Below are 19,120 nucleotides of genomic sequence, written 5' to 3'. Positions count from 1 at the left end.
TGTTAAATTATAAAAAATAAAAGCTTTTATTTGTTGATTATTTAATACTAAATTTTATTAATCACTGAGCTTTTGAAAATTTACTAATCAATTATACAGAGAAATTTTGAGAAAAACTAATTTTTAATAATAATTTTCAATTAAATCGACTAATAATTGCACTCCGTACCCAGTTGCAGCCTTTTCTTTTGAGTATTCTACATTTCCAAAAGCGACTCCGGCAATGTCAAGATGCGCCCAATTAGGGTGGTTTTCTATAAATTGTTCTAAAAATTTTGCTGCAACAATGCAATCTCCGATAGGTTTCATTGAGATATTTTTAAAATCTGCAACATCTGATTTGAAATCATCCATCCATATATCCCAAAGCGGCAGATTCCAAAGTTTTTGATTGGTTTTGTCTCCGCTTTTGATTAGAATGTTTTTTAGTTCTTCATTGTTTGAAAACATTGCCCCGCAAGTATCGCCAAACATTCTTACAGAGCTTCCGGTAAGCGTTGCCAGATCAATAAGAACATCTGTCTTGTAATTTTTGACCATATATGATAGCCCGTCTGCTAATGTCATTCTGCCTTCTGCATCGGTATTGAGAACTTCAATGGTTTTGCCGTTGTAAGCGGTAATCACATCACTTGGGAGATAAGAGTTTTCTGAAACCGCATTATCAGTTATTGGTAAAATAGCTGTAATGTTTACCGGAAGCTTCATTTTTGAAGCATAGATCAGTGTTCCGATGACCGCTGTAGCGCCACCCATATCAGATTTCATGTAGTGCATATTGTCTGAAGGTTTAATGGAGATTCCGCCGGTGTCAAATAACACGCATTTTCCAATCAATCCGAAAGTTTTTGCATTTTTTTCTGGAGATTTGTATTCCAGAATAGTAAAAGCGGCATCGTAAGCACTTCCCTGATTAACTGCCAAAAAAGCTCCTAAACCTAATTCTTTACATTTTTTTCTATTGAATACAGTATGTTTCAGATTGTTTTTTGTGGCTAAATTTTTCAGATAATCGCTAATAGCTTCAGGCTTTTTAAAATTAGCAGGTTTATTGAGCCAATCCTGAGATGCGAACTGACCTTCGCAAATTGCTGTTGTTTTTTCTGAAATTTTATCTAATTTTTTCTGGCTTAAATTTCCGAAATGCAGTTCAAAAGAGTCGTTCCAAACTGGATGGGTTTTTTGAAAAGGGTAATGATAGGTTCCTAGATAAAGTCCTTTGATGAATTCTGCAGACTGCTTTTCTGAAATGAAATCTGCACATAAAAGAGTAGGAACTGCTTGGATATTGCTTTTTTGGGACTGGGAAAATTTTAAACCTATCTTTTGAAACTCAAAATTTTTGATCCCTTCTTTTCCTATTCCGATGAAATAAGTAATGTTTTCTTCACTGGTCTGAACGAAAATTTCATTTTTTTTTCCCGAAAAGAAATGGGCTGTATTTTTATTGTATTTCTTTGAATTGATGTTCCATGATTCTTCTGTAAAAAGCTGAAATATTTGATTGTATTGCTTATTTATTTTGTTGTATAGTTTCATTTTTTTGAGTTTATTTTTGTGTTGCTTGTTGATGAGGTTTTACTTCCACAGGATTTTCTGTGTTGTTATAGAAAAGCCATTCTACGGCTCTCGGAAATTCCTGTGACCAGAAAAATTCGCTGTGCGAACCATCTGGATTGATGCTTGTTTTAAATTCAAAATCAAAAAGATTTTTTTCTTCCCATTTTTTAAGAGAATTTTCGAAAATTTTTATTCTTTTTACCATTTTTGATCCTTCCTGCTCACCTCCGTAAAGATAAATTTTGGTCTTATACGGAGTCCTGAAATTCATCATCGGGAAATTATTATTGGGTTCCACCCAAAGTGAAGGAGAGAAAATAAGCAGTTTAGAATATACTTCAGGATAAAGAAATCCGCTGTAAATACTGATAAGTCCTCCTAAAGAACTTCCACCGATTCCTGTATTTTCGCGGTCTTTTTTTGTGCGGTAATGCTGATCTACAAAGGGTTTCAGTGTGTCGGTAATGAATCTGATGTATTTTTTTCCTTCAGATCCGTTAGCAATATGGTCGTTATCAAAAATATATTCTTTTATCCTATCTTCGCTGCCATGTTCTACTGCGATTACGATCAGATCGCCCCTTCCATATTCCGAAAGAATAGAAAGTTTTTTGTCGATTTCCCAATTTCCGTAAGGACTGCCTTCGTTAAATAAATTTTGAGCATCCTGAAGATACAGAACCGGGTATCTTTTTTCTGATATATGATAATCATAAGGTAAAAGCGCCCAGACTTTACGGTATCGATCCAGCTGAGGAATATAAAATTCCTCTGAAATTACTTCAACAATAGGGAAAAACTCTTCTTTGAAAGGTCCCCAATTGAACCTCCATTTTTCTACGAAATCTGTGATTTCATTATCAATTTTTTTTACTTTTCTGTTGGCTGTAATACTTCCGTATTTGTCTAATTCTACATTTTCCCAACCTCCTTTGGTAAATTTATAATCTATAACTTCAGGGAGTATTTCGTCGTCTATTTCAATACAGTAAGTATAGTCTTTTGATTTTTCCAATTGAAAATTATAGTCTTTAGGATTCCAATTGTTGAAATTTCCTGTTATGAAAAGAGGTCTTGCGTCATTTTCAGCAGTTGTAAGTATAAACTTCATCTCGTGTTTTATCTGTTATAAACTCATAAAAGTATAAATTATTTTTTAATAAACACTTTTAAAATTGACTTAAAAAATACACGCCTAAAGTAAAATTTTGTATATATTTGATTGTTATCGCATGATTTTGGATGCTGTGATGTTGTGCAGAATGTAAAAACCAATTATGATGAATTTTGTTAAGCCTTTTACCCTTTTTACAGATCAGGATATTTATCTCTTCAAAGAAGGTAAACATTATAAACTCTATGAAAAATTTGGGTCGCACTCAGTGGAAAAAGAGGGTGTAAAAGGGGTGTACTTTTCAGTATGGGCTCCAAATGCAAAAAAAGTTTCTGTTATAGGAAATTTCAACAACTGGAACCACCGTGAACATATTTTATATCCAAGATGGGACGAATCCGGTATTTGGGAAGGTTTTATTCCTGCACTTGCATGGGGAACTCTATACAAATATGCGATTGAACATCAGGGGAAAATCTTAGAAAAAAGTGATCCTTATGCATTAAGCTGGGAACAAAACCTTCAGGCAGCTTCTATGGTCTCTACCAACTGGTATGAATGGAATGATAGTGAATGGATGGGAGAACGGTGGAAAAAAAATAGTCTGGAATCACCGATTTCTGTTTACGAAATTCATCTAGGCTCGTGGCTTAGAAACGAAAATAATCCTGAAAAATTTCTGAATTATCGTGATATTGCCTCAAAGCTCGTTCCGTATATTAAAGAGATGGGTTTTACTCATGTTGAATTCATGCCGGTGATGGAATATCCTTATGATCCGAGTTGGGGATATCAGATTACAGGTTTTTTTGCTGCTACCTCAAGGTTTGGTTCTCCTCAGGATTTAATGTTTTTAATAGATGAGCTTCACAGAAATGATATTGGAGTGATCTTAGACTGGGTTCCTTCACATTTTCCGGGAGATGCCAATGGTTTGCATCTTTTTGATGGCACTTATCTTTATGAACATGAAGATCCTAGAAAAGGTTTTCACCCCGACTGGAAATCATATATTTTTAATTACGGAAGAAATGAAGTAAAATCTTTTCTCATTTCCAATGCTGTTTTCTGGCTTGACCGTTATCATGCAGACGGACTCCGTGTGGATGCTGTAACTTCTATGCTGCATCTGGATTATTCAAGAAATGAAGGAGAATGGGAACCTAATATTTTTGGTGGAAATGTGAATCTTGAAGCCAAAACTTTTTTACAGGAATTCAACACTGCTGTGTACAAGGAATTCGGCGATAATATCATTACTATTGCCGAAGAAAGTTCAGATTTTCCTATGCTTACGAAACCTGTTCACGATGGTGGAGTCGGTTTTGGCATGAAATGGATGATGGGATGGATGCATGATACACTATTTTATTTTAAAGAAGATCCCGTCAACAGAAAGCACTTTCATCATAAGCTTACTTTTTCATCCATGTATATGTACAATGAAAATTATATGATTCCTCTTTCTCATGATGAGGTGGTGCATGGAAAAGCCAGTTTAATTTACAAAATGAAAGGCGATGAATGGCAGAAATTTGCCAATTTGAGGGCTTTATATGTTTATATGTATACACATCCGGGAGCTAAGCTTCTCTTTATGGGTGATGAATTCGGGCAAACCGGAGAATGGAATTTTAAACAAAGTTTAGACTGGCATCTGCTACAGTATCCTGTTCACAGAGGTTTGCAGAATCTAGTAAAAAATATCAACCATTTGTATCGAAGTGAGACAGCTTTATTTGAAAATCAATTTAAGCAGGAAGGTTTTGAATGGGTAGAAGCCGATGATTCAGATCATTCGGTTTACATTTATCTCAGAAAAGGAAAAAGAAGAGATGATGCTCTGATGATTGTCCTGAATCTCACTCCTCAGGTTTTAGATTATAGGATTGGAATCAATGCAGGCACATCTTGGGAAGTAATTCTAAATTCTGATGACAGAAAATACGGAGGAAGTGGAGTAGAAGCTAATATTTTTAAAGAAACTCCTGAATCATGGATGAATCGTAAACATTCAATATTTATCAATTTACCTCCATTATCAGGATTGGTTTTAAGGCAGAAAAAAGATAAAAAGTATAAATTAAACAGAATCAAACAGCATAAAAAATAAAATGACAATATTTCATCTCAGTACAGAATGTTATCCTGTCGCTAAAGTGGGCGGGCTTGCTGATGTTGTAGGAGCACTTCCAAAATATCAGAACAAAATAAAAAATATTGATGCCAAAGTTGTAATGCCTTGGTACAACAAACATTTTGTTTACGATTATGATTTTGAGCTAGTTTTTGACGGCTTTATTCATCAGGGACCCAATATGCTGCAGGTTCAGGTAATGAAAGAGCGCACGAATGTTTTAGGATTTGAGCTGTATATGGTGAAAATTCCGGGATTGCTTGATCGTGAAAATCCGTACGGCTATCAGGATGAAAGTTTTCAGTTTTTAGCTTTTCAGCACGGAATTCTTCATTGGCTCTCAGCGATGAAAATCCGTCCTGACGTTTTGCATTGTCACGATTATCATACAGGTTTAGTTCCTTTTATGATAGAAAACTGTCCTGAATTTGACTTTTTAAAAGGAGTGAAAACGATCGGAACTATTCATAATGGTGAATATCAGGGAATGATGAGCTGGGAAATGGCGCGGTATATACCTTCTTTCGATCAATATAAATGGGGACTTCTAGACTGGAATGGTTTAATCAATCCTTTGGCAAGCATGATTAAGTGCTGCCACGCTTTTACAGCGGTTTCTGAAGGATATCTTGAAGAACTTTTTGTAAGCTTCAGAGGCTTGGAAAGTCTTGTACGGGAAGAGTTTTCAAAGGCTTTCGGGATTATCAACGGAATTGATACCGATGTCTGGAATCCGCAGAGTGATCCAATGATTGATTTTAATTTTAATATTAAAAATGCACTCAAAATAAAAAGAAAGAATAAAGAAAAACTTTGTAATGAATATGGTCTTAACCCCAATCTCCCGCTTTTTGCATTTATCGGGAGGTTTGCTACCGAAAAAGGTGCAGATCTCCTTCCGGATGTGATATGGCGAAGCATAAAACAAAGCTTTGGAGGTCTGAATATTATCGTACTAGGCTCAGGAAACTCTTATCTGGAACAACAGCTCAAAGAATTAGATTCTGTTTATTCTAATTTTGCGTCAGATATTGGATATAAAGAACATCTTTCGCACAAAATATACGCTTCGGCAGATTTTTTGTTGATGCCTTCACGAGTAGAGCCTTGCGGACTCAATCAGATGTATGCCATGAGATACGGAACAGTACCTGTTGTAACTTATACAGGAGGTTTGAGAGATACGGTGAAAGATATTTCGACAGGCGGCTCAGGGCTTAATTTCACTTATCCGGGAGTAGATGATATTGTTCATGCGATGAGCAGAGGTCTTCAGATTTACAAAGACAAAACGAAAATGGATGAATTGGTTATTTCTAATATGAAATTTGATTTTGCATGGGAGAAATCAGCAGAAAAATACATAGCTTTATATAAAAACTAAAACCAGTATAATGAGTCTTCGATTTTTGTCTGCTACTGCATTTTTAATTTTGTCTAAAGGATTAATGGCTCAAAATCATAATACAGAGAATATGATGCGCACGATGCAGCAGCAAAACCGAATGATGATGATTAATGAGGAACAAAGGAGGTTTAACAGGTTTATGACTTCCCAGCCAATGATGTCTTCAGAAAAGATGTTGTCATTTTATCAAAAATATCTTGATAAGCTTAATGAAAGATCTTCAAAAACGGAGACTGAACTACAAACAGAATATAACAGATCCGAACAGAAAAAAATTCTGAAACAAATAGAAAAGAAAGAACAAAAACTGGCAGAGCTTAATAAGAACAGGAATATGATAGAAGCTGAAATGGAAAAGCTCGAAGCTAAAAAATTACAGGAAATTAATAAAATAAATAATAAATAATTCAATAGATTCTAAATCTACAAATAAACCACAAATAACTATGAACCGAAATGTTATTTCAATTGTTTTAGGAGGAGGCAGAGGAACGAGACTTTTTCCCTTAACGTATTCAAGATCAAAACCTGCAGTTCCAATTGCAGGAAAATACAGACTGGTTGATATTCCTATTTCCAACTGTTTAAATTCAGGATTAAACAAAATTCTTGTCCTTACACAGTTTAACTCTGCATCTTTAAATTCACACATCAAAAACTCATATCATTTTGATATTTTCAGTAAAGGTTTTGTGGATATTCTGGCTGCTGAGCAGAATGTTGACAGCGACAGCTGGTTTCAGGGGACAGCAGATGCTGTAAGGCAGTCTATGAAACATTTGGAAAAGTACGATTATGAATATATTTTAATTCTTTCGGGAGACCAATTATATCAGATGGATTTCAGAGAAATGCTGAATTTCCATATCGAAAAAGGGGGTGATGTTACTATTGCAACAATTCCTGTAAATGCTAAAGATGCGACAGGTTTTGGGATTTTGAAATCTGATGATGAAGGAAATATCACCTCGTTTATAGAAAAACCGGGCTTTGAAGCATTAAACGGTCTTCAGTCGGAAGTTTCTGAAAACAACAGAATGCAGGGTAAGGAATATCTTGCTTCAATGGGAATTTATATCTTCACTAAATCTATACTCAAAAAAATGTTTGAGGAAGGAGCGGGTGATGATTTTGGAAAAGACATTATCCCAAGTTCTATCGGAAAATATACTACATTGAGCTATCAGTATGAAGGGTACTGGACAGACATCGGAACTATTGAATCTTTTTATGAAGCCAACTTGGATCTTTGCCAGGATTTTCCTCAGTTTAATCTGTTTTCTTCTTCACCGATTTTTACCCGTGCAAGAATGTTACCGCCATCTAAGGTAAATGGATCTTATGTGAGTAAAGCGGTTTTTGGAGACGGTTCCATCATTATGGCAGATAAAATCGAAAATTCGGTAATAGGAAACCGTACTAGAATTGATAAAGGAAGTACCATTGTTAATTCTTACATTATGGGCGCAGATTTTTATCAGAACACCGCTGAAATTGTTCAAAACGATAAAAAAGGATTACCCAACATGGGAATCGGAAAATACTGTTACATTGAGAGAGCAATTTTAGATAAAAACTGCTACATTGGTGACAATGTTAGAATTATCGGCGGAAAACATCTTCAGGATGGTGATTATGGCACTCACTCTGTACAGGACGGCATTGTTGTGGTAAAAAAAGGAGCTGTCATTACATCTGGAACGCACATAGGATAAAGCGGAAATCTTGATACTGGATGTCGTGCGTGTGTGAAATAATAACTTGAGGTTTAATTATTTTATTAAAAAAATTAACAGCCGAATATCAAGCATCCAACACCAAACTTCCAACACCCAGCAAAAATAAAAAAACAAGAGTGATCAACATATTGGTCACTTTTTTTATTTGTATTACTTTTGTGCAATGCGTTTTATCAAAATTACAACGGTTATTATAGCTTTGCTGGTAGGGGTTTATGCAGCTTCTATGTATTTTTTTGTGGATGAAAGCAAGAAATTTACCATTGAAAAAGAAATTGATTTTCCCTTGGAGAAAGTTTTTAATCAGTTTGATAATCTCCAGAATTTTACCCGGTGGAATAATTTTTTTGCAAGTTCAAAAAACATCGTTATAGACTATTATCTTCCCTATGAAGGGCAGGGTAGCGCAATTAGCTACAATGATCCAATGAGCGAAGATGGAGGTGAAATGTTTATCAGATACTCAAATCCGAATAAAACTTTAAGGTATCAGCTTTTTGAAGATGAAGACGAAAACCCTACACTTATTGATGTGAAATTTACTCCTGTTTCTGCCGAAAAAACAAAAATAACCTGGTTTGTACATACTCCAAAACTACCGCTTTTATCAAGAGCTCAGAATTTTTGGACAGAAGATAAATTTGCAGATAATATTGATAAAAGTATGCTCAATCTTAAAAATGTTCTGAGTAATAAAGTTGAAAAAGATAATATGCTCGCTACCATTAAATATGACAGCGTGATGGTTGAAAAAGAAGATGAAAAAATGATTTTGGGCGTTAATGTAAGCACATCAAACAAAAAAGATGCTTTATATAAAAATATCGTAATGAATTTTAATAAAGTCAACAACTTTGTGACGATGGATCTTGGTAAAAAAAATGATGAAATCGGGTATCCTGTTTTGATTACCGATGCAGATAATTTCAAAGATAAAGAAGTTTCTTATTTCCTGGGTATACCGTTGTCTAAAAAAATAGGAATTAATGATAACAATTTCAACTTCAGATCAGTAAGCGCAACCCAAAACTATGTGATTTATTATAAAGGATCTTACGAAGGAAGAATAAAAGCAATTCAGCAGCTCATCCAACAGGCAAAAAAAGACGAAATGAGATTTGGAGATGTGTATCAGACTTTTATAGAATCTCCTTCCGAAGGAAATTCGGTCAATATGAAACTTTCATTATCAGTCTATAAATAAAATTCAGACAAAAAAAATCATATTATTTTTGTCATTCCCAAGTCGGTTTTTTTTATTAAATTTGAGGATTAATACGTTGAACAAAATTTAATAATAGATAAACTGTAATAATGGACAGATTTTCATTCCTAAACGCAGCTCATTCTCAGTTAATTGAGGATTTATACCAACAATATTTAAAATTTCCTGACTCTTTAGAACCATCATGGAAAGCCTTTTTTCAAGGGTTTGATTTTGCACTGGAAAACTACGGTGATGATGAAAGCATCCAGTATGTGCAGAATACGGGAAATTCTGCATCAGTAGTACAACAGGTATCTCAGGCTGCATCTAATGGTGAAATTCCTGACCATATAAAAAAAGAATTTAAGGTGGTAAACCTTATCGAAGCATACAGAACTAGAGGTCATTTATTTACCAAAACAAATCCTGTTCGCGAAAGAAGACATTATACCCCCACTCTGGATATAGAAAACTTTGGTTTAAGTAGTGCAGATCTGAACACAAAATTCAACTGTGCTACCGAAACAGGAATGAAGGAACCATCAACTCTTCAGGATATTATCACTCATTTGCAGAATATTTACTGCGATTCGATTGGGATAGAGTATATGCATATCAATAATGTTGAGGAGAAAGATTTTATCAAAAGATGGATTCAGGTTAATGAAAATCACCCTATACTCAATGAAAATGAGAAAACTGAGATTTTATTAAAATTAAATCAGGCAGTTGCATTTGAAAATTATCTTCACACCAAATTTGTAGGACAGAAAAGATTTTCACTGGAAGGGGGAGAAACTTTGATTCCTGCATTAGATCAACTGATCTCCAAATCTTCCATGCTGGGAGTAGATGAGGTCGTGTTGGGAATGGCGCACAGAGGAAGGCTAAACGTGTTGACAAATATTTTTGGTAAATCTTACAAGCAGATTTTCTCAGAGTTTGAGGGTAAAGAATTTGAAGAGGATGTATTTTCTGGTGATGTAAAATACCATTTGGGTTCATCCAAAAAAGTTAAAACGGCTTCAGGGGAAGAAGTTTCTATTAATTTAACACCAAATCCATCTCACCTTGAGACGGTTGCAGCTCTTGTGGAAGGAATCTGCCGCGCAAAAGTAGATGATAAATACGAAGGAGATTATTCTAAAATATTACCGATCGTTATTCACGGTGATGGTGCAATTGCAGGACAAGGAATTGCTTACGAAGTTGCTCAGATGATGACTTTGGAAGGATATAAAACCGGCGGAACTGTTCATATCGTGGTAAATAATCAGGTTTCTTTCACTACTAATTATATGGATGCAAGATCTTCTACCTACTGTACTGATATTGCAAAAGTTACCGAATCTCCTGTAATGCACGTGAATGCAGATGATGCGGAAGCTGTAGTTCATGCCATTCATTTCGCCGCTGATTTCAGAGCTAAATTTGGAAAAGATGTATATATTGATTTATTAGGATACAGAAAATATGGGCATAATGAAGGTGATGAGCCAAGATTTACACAGCCTAATTTGTATAAATTAATTTCCAAGCATCCCAATCCTAGAGAAATTTACAAAGAAAAACTCCTGAAAGACAGTGTTACTTCTAATGATGTAATCGCTAAAATGGAGACGGAATTTAAAGCTCTTTTAGATGAAAACTTTGATGCCTCAAAAGAAATTGAGAAAAACGTAATGGATGTTTTCATGGCGGAAGACTGGACGAATTTTCCAATCGCTAAAAGAGGTGCAGTACTAGAACCTGTGGATACAAAATATGATCTTGAAAAACTGAAGGAACTTGCTGTTAAAATGTCTACACTTCCGGCTGATAAAAAATTTATCAATAAAATTACCAGACTTTTTGAAAACAGAATAAAAGCGATTGAAGCTAATAATTTAGACTGGGCAATAGGAGAATGGCTGGCTTATGCAACACTTTTGGTGGAAGGTCATAATGTAAGAATTTCCGGAGAAGATGTAGAGAGAGGAACTTTCTCTCACAGACACGCTGTTGTAAAAACTGAAGATTCAGAAGAAGAATATATTCCGTTAAGACACGTTTCTGAAAGCAGATTTGATGTTTACAATTCTCATCTTTCTGAATATGGTGTTCTTGGGTTTGACTATGGTTATGCAATGGCATCACCAAATACTTTAACAATTTGGGAAGCACAGTTTGGAGATTTCGTAAACGGTGCCCAGATTATTGTTGACCAATATTTGGCTGCAGCAGAAGAAAAATGGAAGATTCAGGATGGTTTGGTCATGTTACTGCCTCACGGTTCCGAAGGACAGGGTGCAGAGCATTCTTCAGCCAGACTGGAAAGATTCTTAACACTTTGTGCAAATGAAAATATGGTGGTAGCAAATGTTACTTCTCCTGCCAACTATTTCCACTTACTGAGAAGACAGTTAAAATGGTCATTCAGAAAACCTTTAATTGTTATGAGTCCTAAATCTTTGCTGAGACATCCGAAGGTGGTTTCTCCGCTTGAAGATTTTGCGAACGGAAGTTTCCAGCCTATTTTGGATGATCCGAATGCAGATCCTAAGAAAGTAGAAAAATTAGTGTTTTGTTCAGGTAAATTATATTTTGAACTTATCGCTAAGCAGGAAGAATTGAATTGCGAAAATATTGCCATAGTAAGATTTGAACAGCTGTATCCTTTACAAAGTGATGCAATAGAAGCCATTTTTGCGAAATATAATAATGCGACATCAATTATCTGGGCACAGGAAGAGCCTGAAAATATGGGAGCTTGGTCTTATATATTAAGAAACTTCAGAGATACAGGAATTCAGGTAGTTGCTCCGGTTCCTAGCGGTGCACCTGCTCCGGGAAGTCACAAAATGTTTGAGAAAAATCAAAATTTAGTAATCAACCGAGTGTTTGACAGAGATGATGCTCCTGCAAAAAGACCTGTTACAGCTTAGTTAGAATAAAATAATATTCAATAAAAAAATAAAAAATACGATATGTCAGTTTTAGAAATGAAAGTTCCTTCACCGGGCGAATCAATCACAGAAGTTGAAATTGCAACCTGGCTTGTAAAAGATGGTGATTATGTTGAAAAAGATCAGCCCATCGCTGAAGTAGATTCAGATAAAGCAACTCTTGAATTGCCTGCTGAAGAAAGTGGTGTAATTACTTTAAAAGCTGAAGAAGGTGATGTGGTGCAGGTAGGGCAAGTGGTTTGTTTAATCGACAGAGATGCCGCAAAACCTGAAGGAAATTCAGCTACTGCTGAAGCTCCAAAAAAAGAAGAAGAAACCCCAAAAGCTGTTGAACCTGCAAAAGAAGAAGCACCAAAACCTGCAGCTGCAACACAAACGTATGCTACAGGAACTCCTTCGCCTGCTGCTAAAAAAATTCTTGACGAAAAAGGAATTGATGCTGCTCAGGTTTCAGGTTCAGGAAGAGATGGAAGAATATCTAAATCTGATGCGGAATTAGCTGCTGCTCCTGCATTGGGAGGAAATCCGATGACGGCGACAGGTTCGAGATCTACTACAACTACTAAACTTTCAGTTCTAAGAAGAAAAATCGCTCAGAGATTAGTTTCCGTAAAGAACGAAACTGCAATGCTGACAACTTTCAATGAAGTGGATATGTCTGAAATATTCAGACTTAGAAAACAATATAAAGAAGAATTTGCTCAGAGACACGGAGTAGGATTGGGTTTCATGTCCTTCTTCACAAAAGCAGTGACAAGAGCATTGCAGATGTATCCTGATGTAAATGCATCAATAGACGGAGACTTTAAAGTAAACTATGATTTTTGTGATATTTCAATTGCGGTTTCTGGTCCTAAAGGATTAATGGTTCCTGTTTTGAGAAATGCGGAAAATATGTCTTTTGCTAGTGTTGAGGCAAATATCAAAGATTTGGCTATAAAAGTAAGAGACGGTAAAATCACTGTTGACGAAATGACGGGCGGAACATTTACGATTACAAACGGCGGAACATTCGGCTCTATGATGTCTACACCAATTATCAATCCCCCTCAATCTGCCATTTTAGGAATGCATAATATTATCCAGAGACCGGTTGCTGTGGACGGACAAGTAGTTATCAGACCAATGATGTATGTGGCTATGTCTTATGATCACAGAATTATTGATGGTAAAGAATCGGTAGGATTCCTTGTTGCAGTAAAAGAAGCGATCGACAATCCTGTAGAAATTTTAATGAACGGAGACGAAAGAAAAGGTCTGGGCTTATAATAGATTATTTCTTTTATCATTATTTAATAGAGTCTCGCCTTCAAAAAAGGCGAGATTTTTGTATCTTTTACCTCAAATTGAATGAGATGTTTTCTAAAATTACTTCGAATATAAAAGTTTCGGTAGTGCCGGAATACGATGCCAAAAACAGTTATCCCTCAGAAAACCGTTTCGTTTTTAAGTACAATATTATCATTGAAAATGAAGGTGATTTTCCAATCAAAGTTCTCAAAAGAAAGTGGCTGATTTTTGATGTGGGTTTTGGTTTTACGGAAGTTGTAGGAGATGGAGTCATAGGGTTAACTCCGGATATAGAACCTGATGGAAATTTTGCTTACTTTTCTAATGTAATGCTGCGGTCAGGAGTAGGCAATATGTCAGGCAAATACATTGTCAAAAATATGGAAACTGAAAAAACTTTTGAAATTGATATTCCTAAATTTGATCTTCTTTCTGAAGTTCTGAGCAATTAACTTTAAATAGATTTAATTTTCCCTTTCATAAAATCGGATATTTCTTCATTGGTTGTAAGAAATAATTTTTCAAAGGCTAAGAGCGAAATCTTTGCACAGACTTCAGCATCATCTCCGGCTCTATGATGTTTAAATTGAATATTATGATACTCTGCCAAATGCTTTAATCCGTATCTTGGTAGATAATTCCATGATTTTTTTGCGAGCTGAATACTGCATAGATAGTGGATTTTAGGAGCGAAAATTCCAAAATGATTAAAGCAGCCTCTCAAAACTCCGGCATCAAAACTCGCATTGTGAGCAATCATTAAAGTTCCATACATCATTTCTTCTACTTCGTACCAGATGTCTTCAAAAGTAGGAGCATTTTTTACATCATCAGGATAAATACCGTGAACATCAATATTTCTTTGATGAAAGTAGGGAAAGCTGGGTGGTTTTATCAGCCAGGTTTTGGTTTCAACAACGATGGAATTTTGTACTACGCAAATACCCAGTTCACAGGCAGAATTTTTCTCGTGTGTTGCTGTTTCAAAATCTAATGCACAAAAATCCATGAATCCGGATAATAATTATTTAAGCCTTATTGTTTTGCAAAAAATGCTTGAAAATAAGCCATTTTGATTGATAATAATTTGAAGTCTGTTTTTTTTGACGCCGCTTAATTGTTCCTGGGATATGAATGTAAAAACCGTAATGAGCTTTAGCTACTGCCCAAAAATGAGCAATTCCGTTTTTATATCCAAAATAAAAAGAAGCGGCACCATCCAGAATCATTCTAAGAAAAATTATCGCCAAAAGTTTCGGAAATGGTAAATTTTTCAGCATCATCGAGAGATTGTTTCTCATATTGAGATACGTTTTTCGAGGACTTTGTTTATTTAAAGTTCCTCCACCAACATGATAAATTTTTGATTTTCCGGTGTAATATACTTTTTTTCCTGAATTGATCAACCTCCAGCAAAGATCTATTTCTTCTTGGTGTGCAAAAAATCTTTCGTCAAAACCTTTTTGTTCCCAAAAATCGTGTGAACGGATAAAAAAACAACATCCTGAAGCCCAAAAAATTTCTTTTTCATCATCGTATTGTCCCAAATCTTCTTCTACATCGTCAAAAATTCTTCCTCTGCAGTAAGGATATCCCAGATTGTCAATCAATCCGCCTGCTGCACCTGCAAATTCGAACTTATTTTTGTTTTCGTAAGATAAAATCTTAGGCTGAATTGCAGCGATAGAATGATTTTGCTCAAACAAATCCAAGACTGGCATAATCCAGTTTTCTGTTACTTCCACATCAGAATTCAGAAGACAGTAATATTCAGCATCAATTTTTTTTAAACCTTCGTTGTAGCCGCCTGCAAATCCTAAATTTTTATCATTAATAACGATTTGTACGGTAGGAAATTCTTTATGTAATAATTCAACGGAATCATCGGTTGATTGATTATCAATCACATATATGTTTGCTTCCGAAGAATGATTAATTACACTAGGAAGAAATTTCTGAAGCCAGTTTTTACCATTCCAGTTTAAAATGACAACGGCAATTTTTTGAGATTTTTGTGTCATTATTCTTCGTCATAAGTTTTTATGGCATCCTGATATTTCCATTTTCGATGAGACCAAAGGTAGTTGTCGGGATTTTTTCGGATGGTATTTTCCAATAATTGATGGAATTTTTTTACCACTTCGTTATTGACGAATTTCTCATTATCAGGATATATTCTTTTGTAATTGACCTGATAAAAACCTCTTTTTACTTTTTTCATTTCGCAATAGATGAAAACAAGATCCATTCTTGTTGCCAGTTTATCATAACCAATAAAAACAGGAGTTCTCTGATTGAGGAACTTCAGACCATAATTTACACTTGTAACATAAGGGGTCTGATCTGCAACAAACATATAAATAGATTCTCCGTCATTTCTTTTACGAAAAATATTGATGATAACTTCGTTGGCTTCTAAGGCTTCGTTTCCGAATTTGTTGCGCACTTTTTTCATTTGATTTTCCCAAAAACTGCTGTTTACTTTTCTGTAAACTGGGTGCGTGTTTTTTTGTGGAGTTAAAGTTGCAAGTGCGTTGATCCATTCCCAATTGAATACATGACCGGCTAGCAAGATAATATTTTTACCTTCAGATTTTGCATCGTGAAAAATCTGCTGATTGATATGTTGCATCCGTACACGCGCTTCAGTTTCGGAAATACTGAAAGATTTTATGGTTTCTACCAGATAATCTGAAAAATTGAGATAAAACTTCTTTCTGATTTCCTTTATTTCTTCATCAGATTTTTCGGGGAAGGAATTTTTAAGATTTTGAGTAATCACCTTTTTCCTATATCCTACAATGTAAAAATTTAGAAAAAACATAATGTCCGAAAAAATATATAATATTCTTAACGGCATTTTAGAAATCAGGTAAAGTATTTTGATCAGAAAATTCATAAAACAGACAAATTTAGTGATAAAATTATTATGGTTTTAAATTTGCTTATAATTACACTTATTTTTTTATTTTTATAGTATGAAAAAATTGTATTTAACAGCGTTTTTAGGTCTGGGAATTTTCACTTATTCTCAGCAATTAAAAGACAAGGCATATAAAAAGGAAACCGATAAGGCTTTATTGATAAAAACTGAGCAGGCAGAATTAGAAGCAAAGAAAAAAACTTCTGAAGAAAAAGCAAAGTTACCAAAACCTTATAACCCTAAAGCCGATGCAGAAAAAGATTTGCAAACTCTTATCGCAAAAGCAAAAAAAGAAAAAAAGAACATCATGATCCAGGCAGGAGGAAACTGGTGCATCTGGTGTTTGAGGTTTAATCAGTTTGTACAAACCAATCCTGAACTGAAAGAAATGGTAGATGCCAATTTTTTATATTATCATCTCAACTATTCGCCAGATAACAAAAATGAAAAGGTTTTTGAAGAATTTGGAAATCCGGGTGAAAAATTTGGTTATCCAGTATTTATAGTTCTTGATGAAAACGGAAAGTTGCTTCACATACAGCAAAGTGATGTTTTGGAAGAAGAAAAAGGCTATAGTCTGGAAAGAGTAAAAGACTTTTTTGAACAATGGGTCGTAAGAAAATAAACTTTGTTTTTGTATAAATGAGCATCCGGTCTGCTGAATGCAGACCGGATTTTTAATTAAGATTTTTATAAACTTTCCATTCTTCAAAACGGTAGTTAATCATTTGTTTCATCAAATGATAGTTTTCATGTGTATCTTCTATGTGATAAAAACTTTTATATGCTTCTCCGTTTTGTTCTGCTTTAGTATCAAAAAGATTGATATAGTCATCAGCAAAAGAACTGTATTGATTTCCAAAATCAGTATCATCTGCATAGTAATCTTGGGCAAAGCTGTTTCCGAAGTTATTCAGATCAGATTCTGAAAATTTTCCTTCCATGGCAGTAAGGATAAATTCTGCTCCGGTTATCTTTCTTTGCATTAATTTTTCAATGTCAGTGGCAGTAATTTCTTTCAGCTTATCTGAGATAAGATTGTTCTCAATACACCAGTTCAGAAACATTCCTGTATGGGTAGCGCAGTTTTTAAGAGGTACATCTTTTGGGAAATTTTCTCCGGAATGCCATGAAGCATCATCATATTTTAGCATAAATGATTATCATAATTGTCTGTTGCATCCAAAGATATAAAAAATCATTTTCTTTTGTCTGCATAGGAGAAATTTCCGTCATTTGCAAAATAAAATTAATGTATGAAAAGTGCCGTACTTATTACCATCGGAGACGAAATTCTTTCTGGCAATACCGTTGATACCAATTCTAATTTTATCGCCACAGAACTCAAAAATATAGGAATAAAAGTAGTGCAGATTTTTACTATTTCGGATGAAATTGAGATCATAAAAAATACTCTCAAATTATCATTTGAACTTGCAGATCTCGTCATCACAACCGGCGGTTTGGGTCCTACGAGAGATGATAAGACCAAGAAAGCACTGGCAGATTTTTTTGATGATGAAATTGCATTGGATGATGTTACTTTTGAGCATCTTAAAGCTTATATGGAGAAGCGGGGAAGAACGGAAATATTAGAAAGAAATCGAGAGCAGGCATTTGTGCCGACAAAATGCACGGTTTTCCAAAATCATTACGGCACAGCTCCCTGTATGATGATGCCCAACGGAAATAAACTGTCTTTCAGTTTGCCGGGAGTTCCTTATGAAGTAAAACCTTTGATTAAAGAACAGATTATTCCTTATTTAAAACAAAAATTCGGTTTGGAATATATTGTTTCAAGGATAGTATCTGTAGTTGGAATTCCTGAAAGTATTCTGGCAGATACAATTGAAAACTGGGAATTGCAGCTTCCTGATAATATGTCATTATCTTACCTTCCGATTGGAACACGCGTAAAGCTAAGGATTACAGCAAGTGGTAACAGTGAACAGTTTTTACAGATTCAGCTGGAAAATCAGATTCAAAAATTATTTCCAATAATTGGTGACAACATCATTGCAACAAAAGAAGATAAGATAGAGAAAATTCTGGCTGAAATTTTAAATGAAAAACAACTGTCTATTTCTACTGCGGAAAGCTGTACAGGAGGAGAACTGGCGAAAATGCTTACGTCAAATACGGGAAGTTCTCAATTTTTTTTGGGAGGAATTGTTGCTTATGCTACAGAAAAGAAAGTCAAAATTCTGAATGTTTCTGAAAGCACGATCGAAAGATTTACAGTAGTGAGCGAAGAAGTGGCAAGAGAAATGTCAGAAGGCTGCCAGAAACTTTTTCAAACCGATATTTCTCTCTCTACTACAGGCGTTGCTGGTCCGGATAAAGGTGAAGATGGTAAAGAAGTGGGAACGGTTTATTATTCTATAAGGGTAAAAAAACATACTCAGACATTCAAACTTTTTCTTCCTCATTTGGAAAGACAAGATTTTGCTTATTTTGTTTCTCAAAAAATTATTCAGGATTTAGTCGGGATTTTAATTGAAAAATAAATTGCAGTTCTCTGTTTAAATCATTTTTGAATATTCGTAATGAGTCATATTAGAAATCTTTGTAAAATTCAATAATTGTTAATGCCTTTGCGAACTCAAAATGAGTGCAAAACATTCAGTATTCAAAGAATCTTTGTAGACTTTTTGTTAAAACATTTTTCAATATGATTAAAAGCGGACAATCATAAATTATTTTAATTTTTGAGTAACAAATAATTAAAAACAGATACTTATCTTAAAATAAAAGAAAAAATACTTTTAGAAAAAAAATATTTTCTAGTTTTAAGAAT

General features: G+C 34.7%; 16 protein-coding genes. 10 read left to right on the top strand and 6 right to left on the bottom strand.

Going from position 1 to position 19,120, the window contains the following annotated elements:
- Positions 1-123: 123 nt before the first annotated feature.
- Together FOL89_RS08555 and FOL89_RS08550 are read right to left on the bottom strand one after the other, a co-directional pair.
- Entirely contained in the window at positions 124-1,539 is a 1,416-nt protein-coding gene (locus FOL89_RS08555; protein WP_144282404.1) for a leucyl aminopeptidase family protein, read from the bottom strand.
- A gap of 10 nt (positions 1,540-1,549) precedes the next feature.
- Positions 1,550-2,671: an alpha/beta hydrolase gene (locus FOL89_RS08550; protein WP_144282403.1), complete on the bottom strand. Its 1,122-nt coding sequence runs from the start codon at positions 2,669-2,671 to the stop codon at positions 1,550-1,552.
- Between the two features lie 169 nt (positions 2,672-2,840).
- On the opposite strand from FOL89_RS08550, the gene glgB reads away from it, so the two are divergent.
- The 8 genes from glgB to apaG all read left to right on the top strand — a co-directional run bounded on the left by glgB (position 2,841) and on the right by apaG (position 13,852).
- Positions 2,841-4,787, top strand: a complete 1,947-nt coding sequence (gene glgB, locus FOL89_RS08545; RefSeq protein ID WP_228444883.1) for a 1,4-alpha-glucan branching protein GlgB — start codon at positions 2,841-2,843, stop codon at positions 4,785-4,787.
- Between the two features lies 1 nt (position 4,788).
- Entirely contained in the window at positions 4,789-6,195 is a 1,407-nt protein-coding gene (locus tag FOL89_RS08540) for a glycogen synthase (protein WP_144282401.1), read from the top strand.
- Between the two features lie 10 nt (positions 6,196-6,205).
- On the top strand, positions 6,206-6,625 hold the full coding sequence (locus FOL89_RS08535) for a hypothetical protein (RefSeq protein ID WP_144282400.1): 420 nt from the start codon (positions 6,206-6,208) through the stop codon (positions 6,623-6,625).
- A 40-nt stretch (positions 6,626-6,665) separates the two neighbouring features.
- Positions 6,666-7,934 carry a glucose-1-phosphate adenylyltransferase gene (locus tag FOL89_RS08530; protein WP_144282399.1) on the top strand — a complete coding sequence of 423 codons (1,269 nt, stop codon included), beginning with the start codon at positions 6,666-6,668 and terminating at the stop codon, positions 7,932-7,934.
- Positions 7,935-8,121: 187 nt separating this feature from the next.
- Positions 8,122-9,162 carry an SRPBCC family protein gene (locus tag FOL89_RS08525; RefSeq protein WP_144282398.1) on the top strand — a complete coding sequence of 347 codons (1,041 nt, stop codon included), beginning with the start codon at positions 8,122-8,124 and terminating at the stop codon, positions 9,160-9,162.
- A gap of 110 nt (positions 9,163-9,272) precedes the next feature.
- Positions 9,273-12,089 carry a 2-oxoglutarate dehydrogenase E1 component gene (locus tag FOL89_RS08520; protein ID WP_144282397.1) on the top strand — a complete coding sequence of 939 codons (2,817 nt, stop codon included), beginning with the start codon at positions 9,273-9,275 and terminating at the stop codon, positions 12,087-12,089.
- Positions 12,090-12,131: 42 nt separating this feature from the next.
- Positions 12,132-13,379, top strand: coding sequence for a 2-oxoglutarate dehydrogenase complex dihydrolipoyllysine-residue succinyltransferase (odhB, locus tag FOL89_RS08515; protein ID WP_144282396.1), 1,248 nt, complete (start codon positions 12,132-12,134; stop codon positions 13,377-13,379).
- Positions 13,380-13,465: 86 nt separating this feature from the next.
- On the top strand, positions 13,466-13,852 hold the full coding sequence (gene apaG / locus FOL89_RS08510) for a Co2+/Mg2+ efflux protein ApaG (protein ID WP_144282395.1): 387 nt from the start codon (positions 13,466-13,468) through the stop codon (positions 13,850-13,852).
- Between the two features lie 2 nt (positions 13,853-13,854).
- Here apaG and FOL89_RS08505 read toward each other — a convergent pair whose 3' ends face one another.
- From FOL89_RS08505 to FOL89_RS08495, 3 genes are read right to left on the bottom strand one after another with little or no spacing between them, the layout of a single operon-like run.
- Positions 13,855-14,409: a 3'-5' exonuclease gene (locus FOL89_RS08505; RefSeq protein WP_144282394.1), complete on the bottom strand. Its 555-nt coding sequence runs from the start codon at positions 14,407-14,409 to the stop codon at positions 13,855-13,857.
- A gap of 19 nt (positions 14,410-14,428) precedes the next feature.
- Positions 14,429-15,421, bottom strand: a complete 993-nt coding sequence (locus FOL89_RS08500; protein WP_144282393.1) for a glycosyltransferase family 2 protein — start codon at positions 15,419-15,421, stop codon at positions 14,429-14,431.
- A complete protein-coding gene (locus tag FOL89_RS08495) occupies positions 15,421-16,299 on the bottom strand; it encodes a lysophospholipid acyltransferase family protein (RefSeq protein ID WP_144282392.1) in 879 nt (292 codons plus the stop codon). The genes FOL89_RS08500 and FOL89_RS08495 overlap by 1 nt, the downstream gene beginning before the upstream one ends.
- A 79-nt stretch (positions 16,300-16,378) precedes the next feature.
- Here FOL89_RS08495 and FOL89_RS08490 point away from each other — a divergent pair, with 79 nt between their 5' ends.
- Positions 16,379-16,948: a thioredoxin family protein gene (locus FOL89_RS08490; protein ID WP_144282391.1), complete on the top strand. Its 570-nt coding sequence runs from the start codon at positions 16,379-16,381 to the stop codon at positions 16,946-16,948.
- A gap of 52 nt (positions 16,949-17,000) precedes the next feature.
- On the opposite strand, the gene FOL89_RS08485 is transcribed toward FOL89_RS08490, so the two are convergent.
- Positions 17,001-17,477 carry a DUF7832 domain-containing protein gene (locus FOL89_RS08485; protein ID WP_144282390.1) on the bottom strand — a complete coding sequence of 159 codons (477 nt, stop codon included), beginning with the start codon at positions 17,475-17,477 and terminating at the stop codon, positions 17,001-17,003.
- Positions 17,478-17,579: 102 nt separating this feature from the next.
- Here FOL89_RS08485 and FOL89_RS08480 point away from each other — a divergent pair, with 102 nt between their 5' ends.
- Positions 17,580-18,830 (top strand): CinA family nicotinamide mononucleotide deamidase-related protein, encoded by a 1,251-nt coding sequence (locus tag FOL89_RS08480; protein WP_144282389.1) that lies wholly within the window; start codon positions 17,580-17,582, stop codon positions 18,828-18,830.
- The last annotated feature ends 290 nt before the right edge of the window (positions 18,831-19,120 follow it).

Source organism: Chryseobacterium echinoideorum (assembly GCF_007474535.1).
Classification (GTDB): Bacteria; Bacteroidota; Bacteroidia; order Flavobacteriales; family Weeksellaceae; genus Chryseobacterium; species Chryseobacterium echinoideorum.
This window is presented reverse-complemented; position numbering and strand designations above follow the sequence as displayed.

Bases quoted from the DNA above. Each gene is read 5' to 3' on its own strand.
- odhB (WP_144282396.1), top strand. From the start codon at position 12,132: ATGTCAGTTTTAGAAATGAAAGTTCCTTCACCGGGCGAATCAATCACA.
- FOL89_RS08495 (WP_144282392.1), bottom strand. From the start codon at position 16,299: ATGAATTTTCTGATCAAAATACTTTACCTGATTTCTAAAATGCCGTTA.
- FOL89_RS08500 (WP_144282393.1), bottom strand. From the start codon at position 15,421: ATGACACAAAAATCTCAAAAAATTGCCGTTGTCATTTTAAACTGGAAT.
- FOL89_RS08485 (WP_144282390.1), bottom strand. From the start codon at position 17,477: ATGCTAAAATATGATGATGCTTCATGGCATTCCGGAGAAAATTTCCCA.
- FOL89_RS08520 (WP_144282397.1), top strand. From the start codon at position 9,273: ATGGACAGATTTTCATTCCTAAACGCAGCTCATTCTCAGTTAATTGAG.
- FOL89_RS08525 (WP_144282398.1), top strand. From the start codon at position 8,122: ATGCGTTTTATCAAAATTACAACGGTTATTATAGCTTTGCTGGTAGGG.
- FOL89_RS08505 (WP_144282394.1), bottom strand. From the start codon at position 14,409: ATGGATTTTTGTGCATTAGATTTTGAAACAGCAACACACGAGAAAAAT.
- FOL89_RS08490 (WP_144282391.1), top strand. From the start codon at position 16,379: ATGAAAAAATTGTATTTAACAGCGTTTTTAGGTCTGGGAATTTTCACT.
- apaG (WP_144282395.1), top strand. From the start codon at position 13,466: ATGTTTTCTAAAATTACTTCGAATATAAAAGTTTCGGTAGTGCCGGAA.
- FOL89_RS08535 (WP_144282400.1), top strand. From the start codon at position 6,206: ATGAGTCTTCGATTTTTGTCTGCTACTGCATTTTTAATTTTGTCTAAA.
- FOL89_RS08480 (WP_144282389.1), top strand. From the start codon at position 17,580: ATGAAAAGTGCCGTACTTATTACCATCGGAGACGAAATTCTTTCTGGC.
- glgB (WP_228444883.1), top strand. From the start codon at position 2,841: ATGAATTTTGTTAAGCCTTTTACCCTTTTTACAGATCAGGATATTTAT.
- FOL89_RS08555 (WP_144282404.1), bottom strand. From the start codon at position 1,539: ATGAAACTATACAACAAAATAAATAAGCAATACAATCAAATATTTCAG.
- FOL89_RS08550 (WP_144282403.1), bottom strand. From the start codon at position 2,671: ATGAAGTTTATACTTACAACTGCTGAAAATGACGCAAGACCTCTTTTC.
- FOL89_RS08530 (WP_144282399.1), top strand. From the start codon at position 6,666: ATGAACCGAAATGTTATTTCAATTGTTTTAGGAGGAGGCAGAGGAACG.
- FOL89_RS08540 (WP_144282401.1), top strand. From the start codon at position 4,789: ATGACAATATTTCATCTCAGTACAGAATGTTATCCTGTCGCTAAAGTG.